The sequence below is a fragment of the Pseudomonas viciae genome (assembly GCF_004786035.1).
GTDB lineage: Bacteria > Pseudomonadota > Gammaproteobacteria > Pseudomonadales > Pseudomonadaceae > Aquipseudomonas > Aquipseudomonas viciae.
The window spans coordinates 1,180,455-1,192,339 of sequence record NZ_CP035088.1; the positions used below are offsets into that span (position 1 = coordinate 1,180,455).

10 protein-coding genes are annotated in these 11,885 nt (G+C 62.2%); 7 read left to right on the forward strand and 3 right to left on the reverse strand.

Annotated features, from left to right (window positions below; translation table 11 throughout):
• The 3 genes from EPZ47_RS05285 to EPZ47_RS05295 all read left to right on the forward strand — a co-directional run bounded on the left by EPZ47_RS05285 (position 1) and on the right by EPZ47_RS05295 (position 2,413).
• Complete coding sequence (locus EPZ47_RS05285) at positions 1-1,149, forward strand: pyridoxal phosphate-dependent aminotransferase (protein WP_135843835.1); 1,149 nt, start codon at positions 1-3, stop codon at positions 1,147-1,149.
• Positions 1,137-1,928 (forward strand): amidohydrolase, encoded by a 792-nt coding sequence (locus EPZ47_RS05290; RefSeq protein WP_135843836.1) that lies wholly within the window; start codon positions 1,137-1,139, stop codon positions 1,926-1,928. The genes EPZ47_RS05285 and EPZ47_RS05290 overlap by 13 nt, the downstream gene beginning before the upstream one ends.
• A 68-nt stretch (positions 1,929-1,996) precedes the next feature.
• A complete protein-coding gene (locus EPZ47_RS05295; RefSeq protein WP_135843837.1) occupies positions 1,997-2,413 on the forward strand; it encodes a hypothetical protein in 417 nt (138 codons plus the stop codon).
• A gap of 180 nt (positions 2,414-2,593) precedes the next feature.
• On the opposite strand, the gene leuA is transcribed toward EPZ47_RS05295, so the two are convergent.
• The 3 genes from leuA to xseA form a co-directional block, all read right to left on the reverse strand.
• A complete protein-coding gene (gene leuA, locus EPZ47_RS05300; protein WP_135843838.1) occupies positions 2,594-4,273 on the reverse strand; it encodes a 2-isopropylmalate synthase in 1,680 nt (559 codons plus the stop codon).
• A gap of 453 nt (positions 4,274-4,726) precedes the next feature.
• Positions 4,727-5,548, reverse strand: a complete 822-nt coding sequence (locus EPZ47_RS05310; RefSeq protein WP_135843839.1) for a peptidoglycan DD-metalloendopeptidase family protein — start codon at positions 5,546-5,548, stop codon at positions 4,727-4,729.
• A 3-nt stretch (positions 5,549-5,551) separates the two neighbouring features.
• Positions 5,552-6,931: an exodeoxyribonuclease VII large subunit gene (xseA, locus tag EPZ47_RS05315; protein ID WP_135843840.1), complete on the reverse strand. Its 1,380-nt coding sequence runs from the start codon at positions 6,929-6,931 to the stop codon at positions 5,552-5,554.
• A 233-nt stretch (positions 6,932-7,164) separates the two neighbouring features.
• On the opposite strand from xseA, the gene EPZ47_RS05320 reads away from it, so the two are divergent.
• From EPZ47_RS05320 to guaA, 4 genes are all read left to right on the forward strand, one after another.
• Complete coding sequence (locus EPZ47_RS05320; RefSeq protein ID WP_135843841.1) at positions 7,165-7,932, forward strand: sulfite exporter TauE/SafE family protein; 768 nt, start codon at positions 7,165-7,167, stop codon at positions 7,930-7,932.
• Positions 7,933-8,004: 72 nt separating this feature from the next.
• Positions 8,005-8,553 (forward strand): sugar ABC transporter ATPase, encoded by a 549-nt coding sequence (locus EPZ47_RS05325; protein ID WP_135843842.1) that lies wholly within the window; start codon positions 8,005-8,007, stop codon positions 8,551-8,553.
• 153 nt (positions 8,554-8,706) lie between these two features.
• On the forward strand, positions 8,707-10,176 hold the full coding sequence (guaB, locus tag EPZ47_RS05330; RefSeq protein WP_135843843.1) for an IMP dehydrogenase: 1,470 nt from the start codon (positions 8,707-8,709) through the stop codon (positions 10,174-10,176).
• 79 nt (positions 10,177-10,255) lie between these two features.
• The gene (gene guaA, locus EPZ47_RS05335) at positions 10,256-11,833 is read left to right on the forward strand and encodes a glutamine-hydrolyzing GMP synthase (protein WP_135843844.1); all 1,578 of its coding nucleotides are present in this window, start codon (positions 10,256-10,258) and stop codon (positions 11,831-11,833) included.
• Positions 11,834-11,885 lie beyond the last annotated feature (52 nt).

Sequence of the window (11,885 nt, forward strand, 5' to 3'; positions counted from 1 at the left end):
ATGATCACCAGCAAGTTGCCGAATGTCGGCATCACTATTTTCACCCAGATGTCCCAGCTCGCGGCGCAGACCGGCGCGCTCAATCTGTCCCAGGGGTTTCCCGATTTCGATGGTCCGCAGGCCCTGCGCGATGCAGTCGGCCGGCACATCGCCCAAGGCCACAACCAATATTCACCCATGACCGGTTTGCCGGCCCTGCGCCAGCAGATTGCGGCGAAGATCGCCCGCAGTTATGGCGTCAGCGTCGATGCCGATCAGGAAGTGACGGTGACCCCCGGCGCGACCCAGGCAATTTTCTGTGCCATTGCCGCTGTGGTGCACAGCGGTGACGAAGTGATCGTGTTCGACCCTTGTTATGACAGCTACGAGCCGGCGGTGCAGTTGGCCGGTGGTCGCTGCGTGCATGTGCAGTTGGGCCTGGATGACTTCGCCATCGACTTCCAGAAGCTCGGCGAAGCCCTGAGCCCGCGCACGCGGATGATCATCCTCAACAGCCCGCACAACCCTAGTGGCGCCCTGATCAGTCGCGCCGAACTGGATCAATTGGCGGCGCTGATTCGTGACCGCGACATCTACCTGATCAGCGACGAGGTCTACGAGCACCTGGTGTTCGATGGCGTCGCCCACGCCAGCGTCCTGGCCCATGAAGAGCTTTACCAGCGAGCCTTCGTGGTCAGTTCGTTCGGCAAGACCTACCACGTCACCGGCTGGAAAACCGGCTACGTGGTGGCGCCAGCGGCCCTGACGGCGGAACTGCGTAAGGTGCATCAATACGTCAGCTTCTGCGGCGTGACGCCGTTGCAGTACGCCCTGGCCGACTACATGGCCGATCATCCGGAGCACGTCGAAGAGCTACCGGACTTCTACCAGGCCAAGCGCGATCTGTTCTGCGATCTGCTGGCGCCGTCACGGTTCAGCTTCAAGCGGGTGGCCGGCACCTATTTCCAGTTGGTGGATTACTCCCAGATTCGCCCGGACCTGAATGACGTCGACATGGCTGTCTGGATGACCCGCGAGCACGGCGTGGCGACGATTCCGGTCTCGGTGTTCTACCAGAACCCACCCGAAGGCCAGCGCCTGGTGCGCCTGTGCTTTGCCAAACGCGAGGAGACGCTGCGCGAAGCGGCGGAAAAACTATGCGTGATCTGAGTGCGTTGCCCAACCTCAATGTGGCGCTGATCCAGACCACCCTGGCCTGGCACGATCGCCAGGCCAACCTGGAGCATTTCGACGGTTTGCTTGCACAGGCACGTGGCGCGGACCTGGTCATCCTGCCGGAAATGTTCACCACGGGCTTTTCCATGGAGTCCGAGACCCTGGCGGAGGCGGAGTGCGGCCCGGCGCACAAGTGGCTCAAGGCCCAGGCGGCGAAGCTGAATGCGGTCATCACGGGCAGTGTGATCATCCAGGCGGCGGACGGCAGCCATCGCAATCGTCTGCTCTGGGCGCGCCCGGACGGGGAGGTGCTGCATTACGACAAGCGCCATCTGTTCCGCATGGCGGGGGAGCACAACCACTACACGCCGGGCGAGCGCCAGGTGCTGTTCGAACTCAAGGGCTGGCGCATTCGTCCGCTGATTTGCTACGACCTGCGCTTCCCGGTCTGGAGTCGCGATGCCGAGGACACCGACCTTTTGCTGTACACCGCCAACTGGCCCGGCGCCCGACGTCAGCACTGGAACCGGCTGCTGCCGGCCCGGGCGATCGAGAACCTGTGCTACGTGGCGGCGGTGAACCGCATCGGCACCGACGGCAAGGGGTTTGCCTACACCGGTGACAGTCAGGTGTTGGACTTCCAGGGCGAAACCTTGCTCAGCGCTGGCGAGGCCGATGGTGTGTTCACGGTGTGTTTGAGCGCGGCAGACCTGGCGGCTTATCGCACGCGGTTTCCGGCGAACCTGGATGCCGATACGTTCGAATTCATCTGATTGAAACGTTTCAGCCCTTTAGAAACGTTCGGGAGTGCCGATAACCGGTCAGCCAAGGAGGAGTCCCTATGACCAGTATCAGCGCTTCCACCCTCAACCCTTATCTGCAATCGGCCCCTAAAATTTCGATCAAGGGGGCTGCCGAAGAGACCGCGACCAGTCCTGCGGTAGTATCGATTGGTGACAGCGACGATAAAGCCCCTGCCAGCGGCGGCGCGCAAGGTGCCAGCGGTAGCGGCAGTGCCGGCAGCCCTAACCAACAGGTCATCGAACAGCTGAAGAAGCAGATCGAGCAGACCGAAAAGCTGTTGGCCCAACAGCAAGCCCAATTGGCCCAGATCCAGAACAGCAAGGCCAATGAAGAGCAAAAGGCCCAGCAGGCCATGGCTCTTCAAGCCCAGATCATGGGCACCCAGGCGACTTTGATGAGCCTGCGCGGGTCGCTGTTGCAGGCTATGACTGTTTCTGTTGACACCCATGCCTGACATTTTGGTTGCCTGACAGGGCCCTTTCGCGAGCAAGCCCGCTCCCACACAGCACCGATCCAGTGTGGGAGCGGGCTTGCTCGCGAAGAGGCCAGGGCAGTCGGCACAAAATCCCAAGCCAAACAAAAAGGCCCCAGGGTTCACACCCCAGGGCCTTTTGCATTTCGGCTGAACGATCGATCAGGCCGCTTTGGCTTCCGGCTGGCTCAGCGAGCGATTCAGCGCGCTGAACAGGGCCTTGAAGCTGGCGGTGGTGATGTTTTCATCGATGCCCACGCCGTGCACCGCACGCTCACCGTTGACCCGCAGTTCGATGTACGCGGCAGCCTTGGCATTGGTGCCGGCGCCGATGGCGTGTTCGTTGTAGTCCATGATCTCCACTGGAATCGGCAGGCCGGCCACCAGCGCTTCCAGCGCGCCGTTGCCTTTGCCGCGCCAGTGCAGGTTGGTCTCGCCCTGGCCCTTGCTGGCCACTTCCACTTCCACGGCGCTGTTGCCGTTTTCTTCCTGCAGGCGATGGCTGACCAGCGCATACGGGGTGTTGGCTTGCAGGTATTCGCGTTGCAGCAAGCTGTGGATCTGCTGGGCAGTCATTTCCAGGCCCAGGCGATCGGTTTCACGCTGTACCACTTGGCTGAACTCGATCTGCATGCGACGCGGCAGGCTGATGCCGTATTCCTGCTCCAGCAGGTAGGCGATGCCGCCCTTGCCCGACTGGCTGTTTACACGAATCACCGCTTCGTAGCTGCGGCCGATGTCGGCCGGGTCGATCGGCAGGTACGGTACTTCCCACAGCCCGTCGGATTTCTGCTGGGCAAAGCCTTTGCGGATCGCGTCCTGGTGTGAGCCGGAGAACGCGGTGTGAACCAGGTCGCCCACGTACGGATGACGCGGGTGCACCGGGATCTGGTTGCACTCTTCGACCACTTTGCGCACGCCGTCGATGTCGGAGAAATCCAGCTCAGGGTTGATGCCCTGGGTGTAGAGGTTCAGTGCCACGGTTACCAGGTCGACGTTCCCGGTGCGCTCGCCGTTGCCAAACAGGCAGCCTTCGACACGGTCGGCGCCGGCCATCAGGCCCAGCTCGGTAGCGGCCACGCCGGTGCCACGGTCGTTGTGGGTGTGCAGGCTGATGAGCACGCTGTCGCGACGGCTGATGTTGCGGTGGAACCACTCGATCTGGTCGGCGTAGATGTTCGGGGTGGCGACTTCCACGGTAGCGGGCAGGTTGAGGATTACCTTGCGCTCAGGCGTCGGGTTCCACACTTCGATCACTGCGTCGCAGACTTCCTTGGCGAACTCCAGCTCGGTGGCGCTGAAGGTTTCTGGCGAGTACTCGAACTGCCATTGGGTTTCTGGCTGCTGCGCTGCGTATTTGACGAACAGCTTGGCCGCGTTCACCGCGATTTCCTTCACGCCTTCCTTGTCCTGGTTGAACACGATGCGGCGGAACGATGGGCTGGTGGCGTTGTACAGGTGGACGATGGCTTTTTTCGCGCCGCGCAGGGATTCGAAGGTGCGGGCGATCAGGTCTTCACGGGCCTGGGTCAGCACCTGGATGGTGGTGTCGTCCGGGATGTGGCCTTCTTCAATGAGGGTGCGCACAAAGTCGAAATCGGTCTGCGAAGCCGCCGGGAACGAGGCTTCGATTTCCTTGACGCCCACGGCCACCAGGGTTTTCCAGAAGCGCAGCTTCTTCACCGCGTCCATCGGCTCGATCAGCGACTGGTTGCCGTCGCGCAGGTCGGAACTGCACCAGATCGGCGCGGCGGTGATGGTCTTCGACGGCCAGGTGCGATCCGGCAGGTTGATAGTCGGGAAGGCGCGGTACTTGGAAGGCGGGTCTTTGAGCATGCTCATCGGGGAATCCTTATTGTCGTGGCCGGAAAGAGGCGGCCTGCCGGTGTTCTGATGGGGGTGGCTTCACAGCCGGATCGAGGTGTCGCGATTCAGCCCGGCAGTCGTGCGCTGACGAGGCACAGGCTGCGGTGCTGGCGAAGCTGGATGAGGGTGTGAGAGGTTTTCATGCCCTCAACCCTAACCGCGTGAGGGGCGGATCGCAAGCAGTCGGGAAAAATTGAGAGAAGTTCTGTTTTTGGAACGGTTTGCGAGATTTAATCGCGTGTTCTTGGGTAAATTGTAGTTTTATTGCGTCGATGTTTGGAGCTCGGCAATCCATGGGGAGGTGGTGATGCTGCTGCCGTCATCGCGAGCAAGCTCGCTCCCACAAGTAAAGCGGCGTTTTTCAGAACGCCGAAATACCCATGTGGGAGCAAGCTTGCTCGCGAAGAGGCCATTAGCCTTGCACAAGGCTCAGGGCTGGAACGCCCCAATAAAAATCGCCGGATCCACCCGCGCATCGTTCAGGCTGATGTTCCAATGCATGTGCGGCCCGGTCGCCCGGCCGGTGGCGCCGACCTTGCCCACCACCGTGCCCCGGGCCAATTGCTGGCCGACCTTCACGTCGATCTTCGACATGTGGCAGAACATGCTGATGAAGCCCTGGCCATGGTCGACGAACACGGTGTTGCCATTGAAGAAGTAATTGCCGGTGAGGATTACTTTGCCGGCGGCCGGGGTCTTGATCGGCGTGCCGGCGGGCACGGCGAAGTCCAGGCCGGCGTGGGGGTTGCGCTCTTCGCCGTTGAAGAACCGGCGCACGCCAAACTTGCTCGACAGCGGGCCGTTGACCGGTTTGTCCAGCAACAGGTTGCTGGGGATGTTCGGGCTGAAGCTGCGGTAGGCCTTCAGTTGCACGGCCAGTTCCGCGTCGATGCGCTTGAGATCCGCCGGGTTCGGGTTGACCTGGCGTTTGTTCTTCAGGGTGATGTGTTGCTCGGGGTACTTTTTATAGCCGACCACGAACGGCTGGGTGCTGCCGCCACTGCTGATTTGCTGGGTGCCGGGCTGGACCGTCAGCGGGATGCCGACAATCGCCAGCCAGTTGTCCTGTTCCTTGACCACCAGCACCGGCTTGCCCTGGTAACTGGCTTTCGGTGCCTTGGCCGCGCTGCCCAGATCGACCACGGCCACGCCGCCGGGCACCGGTTTGTTCAACAGGCGGCTGATGTAACTGTCGGCGTGGGCGTTGAGGGTCAGGCACAGCAAGAGCAATGGAGCGAGATATCGCGGCATGAATCAATCCAGTAAAGAAAGGGTGACCGGCGTCAGGTGATTGTCTTCGACCCGCACCAGCAGTTCGCCTTCGCCGAGCTTGGCGGTCAGGCGTTGGCCGGTCTGGGTTTGTCCGGCGCTGCGGATCGCCTGGCCGCGCTCGTCGAGCAAAATGCTGTAGCCCCGGCCAAGGGTCGCCAGGGGGCTGACGATGTGCAAGGTCTGCATCTGGTTGTGCAATTGCACCCGTCGCGCTTTCAAGCCTTCACGCATGGCCCTGGGTAGACGTTCGGCCAGGCTGTCCAGGCGCTGGCGCAGCATCGCCAGTTGCCGGCCCGGATGTTGCCCGGCCAAGCGGGTTTCCAGGCGGATCAGCCGTTCGCGGCGGGTGTTGAGGCTGCGCTCGAAGGCCCGGCGCATGCGCATGTCCAGGTCGTCGAGGCGTTGGGCTTGCTGGCGCAGGCGTTCACCGGGATGGCGCAGGCGCCGGGTCAGGCCCTCGAGGCGCAGTTGATCGCGCATCAGGCGGTCGCGCATGCGCATCACCAGCCGGCGATGCAGGCTTTCGACCCGGCGCACCAGATCCCCTGCATCCGGGGCCAGCAGTTCGGCTGCGGCGGACGGGGTAGGGGCGCGCACGTCGGCGACGAAATCGCTGATGGACACGTCGGTCTCATGGCCGACGGCGCTGACGATCGGCGTGACGCAGGCATCCACCGCCCGCGCCACGGCTTCTTCGTTGAAGCACCACAAGTCCTCCAGCGAACCGCCGCCCCGGGCCAGGATCAGCGCATCGAAACCCCGGGCATCGGCCAGTTTCAGGGCGCGGACGATTTGTGCGGTGGCTTCGCGGCCCTGCACGGCGGTGGGAATCAGGGTCAGGGCAATTTGCGGCGCCCGGCGGCGGAAGACGCTGATGATGTCGCGGATCACCGCACCGGTGGGCGAGCTGATGATGCCGATGCGTTGCGGGTGGGCCGGTAGCGGCACCTTGCGCTCGGCGCTGAACAGGCCTTCGGCGCTGAGCTTTTCCTTCAGGGCATCGAAGGCCAGGCGCAGGGCACCGTCGCCAGCCGGCTCCACGGTGTCGAGGATCAGTTGGTAGTCGCCACGGCCCTCGAACAGCGAGACCTTGCCGCGCACCTTCACCGCCAGCCCGTCTTTCAAGGCCTGGCGCACCCGCGCGGCGTTCTGCCGGAACAGCGCGCAACGCACCTGGGCGCCGCTGTCCTTGAGGGTGAAATACACGTGGCCGGAGGCCGGACGGGCAAGGTTGGAGATCTCGCCCTCGACCCAGATGTTGCTGAACACGTCTTCGAGCAACACCCGCGCACGGCCGTTGAGCTGGCTGACAGTCAGGACCTCGCGGTCCAGGCCCAGTCGGGCAAAGGGATCTTTAATCATGGGCGGCATGATAAGGGCATTCGCCGGTGAATCTCCATGTGTGCAGATAATTCCTCCTGTCAGACCGAGTCGCCGCCTTCGCGAGCAAGCCCGCTCCCACAGGATTGGGCGCACACGGAACCAATGTGGGAGCGGGCTTGCTCGCGAAGGTGATGGATCAGTCACCACAAATGCTGGATGTACCCCACAGGATCTGGCTAAAGTCGCCCGCTTCGTCATCAAGGAAGTCGGCAATGGATCTTCTGTCATGGCTAGGCCAATGGGCATTCGCGCCAACGCAATGGCTGGTGATCGGCCTGGCCATCGCCCTGGCCTACATCGTGTTCGGCATCGCCGGGTTCGGCACGGCGTTGGTGGCCGCCCCCATCCTACTGTTGTTCATGCCACTGTCGAAAATCATTCCGTTGCTGGTCTTGCTCGATTTTGTCGCGGCCTTCGGCAACCTGTTGCCATCGCGCCGGGACGTCTCCCGACCGGAGCTGCTGCGGTTGCTGCCCTGCATGGCGGTGGGCTGCACCCTGGGGGTGATTTTCCTGCTCAACCTCAAATCCGACCTGTTGTTGCTGTTGATGGGGCTGTTCATCTGCAGCTATGCGATCTACAGCCTGTCGATAAAAAGACGGCCGGCGCAGTTGTCGGCGTTGTGGGCGTTCCCGATGGGCACGGTGGGCGGGATGTTCGGCGCATTGTTTGGCAGTGGCGGCTTTTTATATGCCATCTACCTGAACAGCCGCTTGTCCAAGGAAGCGGCCCGCGCCACCCAAAGCGCGCTGATCAGTTGCAGTACCGTGGTGCGCCTGGGCTTGTTCGCTGTCGCGGGGGTGTATGCCGAGCTACCCTTATTGATACTGGCGCTGTGTTTGTTACCGGCCATGGCGCTGGGGCTGTGGGTGGGCCGTCGCCTGACCCTGCGAATGTCACACGAGACGTTCGTGCGCCTGGTGACCTGGCTGGTGCTCGCCAGCGGCATCGCATTGATCGGCCGGTACCTGAGTGCTTGACCTGGCTTGGCCAGGGATTAAGCTGCCGCCCCCTACCAATAGCCCCAGCCAGAGAAACCGCCAGGCCCCGCCATGAATTCGCAAAGCATCATCGTCCCGAAAATTTCCACCCTGCCGGTCCACGAGCCTCGGGCCCGGGCGATTGTGCGCTGGCTGGTGCGCAAGAATATCGTCGAAGAACAACTGACCACCTGCGGGCGCACCGGCAATCGCATGGCCCACGCCATCGCCCCTGGCGCCCGCGACGTGGTCATGCGCCCTGAAGCCTTGCCGTTCGGCGAGGCGATCAATGGCCTGGAAATCATCACCAAGCGTTGCATCTACACCCCGGCCAAGGGGTTTCTGGAAGAGGCCGGCTGCGCCGAGTGCCGCAAGGAAATCGGCGAGGCGTTGTTCGAAAGCCTGGAAGACTGGATGCCGGCCCGCACCGACAACTTCACCTGCCCCGAATGTGGACACGAAGACGACATCAATGGCTTTCTGTTCCTGCAGCCCTGTGGGTTCTCGAACCTGGGGTTCATTTTCAATAACTGGCTGGAGGCGGGGTTCAAGCAGGCGTTTCTGGATGAGTTCGCCGATTGGCTGGATCAGCCGGTGAGTTGGGTGAAGGTGCAATTGTAGGGGCGCCGTAATAACCCCTGTGGGAGCGGGCAGCCAGGCATTGATTTAGCCCATCGATCACCCCGGCAATAATAGACAGAGTTTTACATTGAGCCAGACAGGGTCCATGAGTATAATGGCGCGCTTCCATTTTCCCGCTCGGGAGCCCCCGCGATGCTGCGTATCAGCCAAGAAGCTCTGACCTTCGACGACATTCTCCTAGTGCCCGGTTATTCCGAAGTACTGCCTAACGAAGTCAGTCTCAAAACCCGTCTCACCCGTGGCATCGAACTGAATATCCCGTTGGTTTCCGCCGCCATGGACACCGTGACCGAAGCCCGTCTGGCCATTGCCATGGCCCAGGAAGGCGGTATCGGGATCATCCACAAGAACATGACCATCGAACAGCAGGCCGCCGAAGTGCGCAAGGTCAAGCGGTTCGAGGCGGGCGTGGTCAAGGATCCGATCACCATCGAGGCTGACGCCACGGTTCGCGATCTGTTCGAACTGACCCGCATGCACAACATCTCCGGCGTTCCGGTGCTGCACGATGGCGACCTGGTCGGCATCGTCACTTCCCGCGACGTGCGTTTCGAGAACCGCCTGGATGCCACCGTCCGCCAAGTGATGACGCCTAAAGAGCGCCTGGTCACGGTCAAGGAAGGCATCAGCAAGGACGCCGTCCGTGAGTTGTTGCACAAGCACCGCATCGAGCGCGTGCTGATCGTCGATGACAAATTCGCCCTCAAGGGCATGATGACCGTCAACGACATCGAAAAAGCCAAGGCTTACCCGCTGGCCAGCAAGGACGACCAGGGTCGCCTGCGCGTCGGCGCTGCGGTCGGTACCGGCAAGGACACCGGTGACCGTGTCGCCGCCCTGGTCAATGCTGGCGTAGACGTGGTGGTGGTCGACACTGCCCACGGCCATTCCAAAGGTGTGATCGATCGCGTTCGTTGGGTCAAGCAGAACTTCCCTGAAGTGCAGGTGATCGGCGGCAACATCGCCACTGGCGCTGCCGCCAAGGCCCTGGCCGAAGCTGGCGCCGACGCGGTCAAGGTCGGTATCGGCCCGGGTTCGATCTGCACCACCCGCATCGTCGCCGGTGTCGGCGTGCCGCAAATCAGCGCCATCGCCAACGTCGCCGCGGCCCTTGAAGGCACGGGCGTACCGTTGATCGCTGACGGCGGCATCCGTTTCTCCGGTGACCTGTCCAAGGCCATCGTTGCCGGTGCTTCCTGTGTGATGATGGGTTCGATGTTCGCCGGTACTGAAGAAGCACCAGGCGAGATCGAGCTGTTCCAGGGCCGTAGCTACAAGGCATACCGTGGCATGGGTTCGCTGGGCGCCATGTCCCAGGCCCAGGGCTCTTCCGACCGTTACTTTCAGGACTCCTCCGCGGGTGCCGAGAAGCTGGTGCCGGAAGGCATCGAAGGTCGCGTGCCGTACAAAGGCACCCTGAGCGCCATCATCCATCAACTGATGGGCGGCCTGCGTTCTTCCATGGGCTACACCGGCAGCGCCGACATCGAAGAGATGCGCACCAAGCCGGAATTCGTGCGCATCACCGGTGCCGGCATGGCCGAGTCCCATGTCCACGACGTACAGATCACCAAGGAAGCGCCGAACTACCGCGTAGGTTAAGGCCTTCAGTAAAACGTTAATCACCGGGGCTGTTCATTCAGCCCCGAGTTGTTTCTGATTCACTACATGAGAATGAGTCATGGCCCTCGACATTCACGCTCACCGCATCCTGATCCTCGACTTCGGTTCCCAGTACACCCAGCTGATTGCCCGCCGCGTGCGTGAAATCGGCGTGTACTGCGAATTGCATCCGTTCGACATGGATGACGAAGCGATTCGCGAATTCGCGCCTAAAGGCGTCATCCTCGCCGGCGGCCCCGAGTCCGTGCACGAAGCCAACAGCCCGCGCTGCCCGCAAGCGGTGTTCGACCTGGGCGTGCCGGTCTTCGGCATCTGCTACGGCATGCAGACCATGGCTGAACAGCTGGGCGGCAAGGTAGAAGGTTCCGACCTGCGTGAGTTCGGTTATGCCCGCGTTGACGTGGTCGGCAAGAGCCGTCTGCTGGACGGCATCGAAGACCATATCGACGCCGACGGCCTGTTCGGTCTCGACGTGTGGATGAGCCACGGTGACAAGGTCACCAGGATGCCGGAAGACTTCCACATCCTGGCCAGCACCCCGAGCTGCCCGATCGCCGGCATGTTCAACGATGACCGCCGTTACTACGGCGTGCAGTTCCACCCGGAAGTGACCCACACCAAGCAGGGCGGCCGCATCCTGTCGCGCTTCATCCTCGACATCTGCGAGTGTGAAGCCCTGTGGACCCCGTCGAAGATCGCTGAAGACGCCATCGCCCAGGTGCGTGCCCAGGTCGGTACCGACAATGTGCTGCTCGGCCTGTCCGGCGGTGTGGACTCCTCGGTGGTCGCCGCGCTGCTGCACAAGGCCATCGGCGACCAGCTGACCTGCGTCTTCGTCGACAACGGCCTGCTGCGCCTGCACGAAGGCGAGCAAGTGATGGCCATGTTCGCCGAGAACATGGGCGTCAAGGTGATCCGCGCCAACGCCGAAGAGCAGTTCCTGAACAACCTGGCCGGCGAGTCCGACCCGGAGAAGAAGCGCAAGATCATCGGCCGCACCTTCATCGACGTGTTCGATGCCGAATCCTGCAAGCTGGACAACATCAAGTACTTGGCCCAGGGCACCATCTACCCCGACGTGATCGAGTCGGCCGGCGCCAAGAGCGGCAAGGCCCACGTGATCAAGTCCCACCACAACGTCGGTGGCCTGCCGGAAGAGATGAACCTCAAGCTGGTCGAACCGCTGCGCGAACTGTTCAAGGATGAGGTGCGTCGCCTCGGCCTGGAACTGGGCCTGCCGTACGACATGGTCTACCGCCACCCATTCCCAGGCCCGGGCCTGGGCGTGCGGATCCTCGGTGAAGTGAAGAAGGAATACGCCGACCTGCTGCGTCGCGCCGACCACATCTTCATCGAAGAACTGCGCAAGGCCGACTGGTACCACAAGGTCAGCCAGGCGTTCGTGGTGTTCCAACCGGTGAAATCCGTTGGCGTGGTTGGTGATGGCCGTCGCTACGCCTGGGTCGTGGCCCTGCGTGCCGTGGAAACCATCGACTTCATGACCGCTCGCTGGGCGCACCTGCCATACGAGCTGCTAGAAACCGTTTCCGGGCGCATCATCAACGAAATCGAAGGTATTTCTCGCGTGACGTATGACGTGTCGAGCAAGCCGCCGGCGACGATTGAGTGGGAATGAGTCAGGCGTAAATAAATATAGGTACCGCTGACGGTCCTTATATTGCCTCCGG

Excerpts from the sequence above, each read along its gene's own strand:
- EPZ47_RS05285 (WP_135843835.1), top strand. The coding sequence starts at position 1 with ATGATCACCAGCAAGTTGCCGAATGTCGGCATCACTATTTTCACCCAG.
- EPZ47_RS05290 (WP_135843836.1), top strand. The coding sequence starts at position 1,137 with ATGCGTGATCTGAGTGCGTTGCCCAACCTCAATGTGGCGCTGATCCAG.
- EPZ47_RS05295 (WP_135843837.1), top strand. The coding sequence starts at position 1,997 with ATGACCAGTATCAGCGCTTCCACCCTCAACCCTTATCTGCAATCGGCC.
- leuA (WP_135843838.1), bottom strand. The coding sequence starts at position 4,273 with ATGAGCATGCTCAAAGACCCGCCTTCCAAGTACCGCGCCTTCCCGACT.
- EPZ47_RS05310 (WP_135843839.1), bottom strand. The coding sequence starts at position 5,548 with ATGCCGCGATATCTCGCTCCATTGCTCTTGCTGTGCCTGACCCTCAAC.
- xseA (WP_135843840.1), bottom strand. The coding sequence starts at position 6,931 with ATGATTAAAGATCCCTTTGCCCGACTGGGCCTGGACCGCGAGGTCCTG.
- EPZ47_RS05320 (WP_135843841.1), top strand. The coding sequence starts at position 7,165 with ATGGATCTTCTGTCATGGCTAGGCCAATGGGCATTCGCGCCAACGCAA.
- EPZ47_RS05325 (WP_135843842.1), top strand. The coding sequence starts at position 8,005 with ATGAATTCGCAAAGCATCATCGTCCCGAAAATTTCCACCCTGCCGGTC.
- guaB (WP_135843843.1), top strand. The coding sequence starts at position 8,707 with ATGCTGCGTATCAGCCAAGAAGCTCTGACCTTCGACGACATTCTCCTA.
- guaA (WP_135843844.1), top strand. The coding sequence starts at position 10,256 with ATGGCCCTCGACATTCACGCTCACCGCATCCTGATCCTCGACTTCGGT.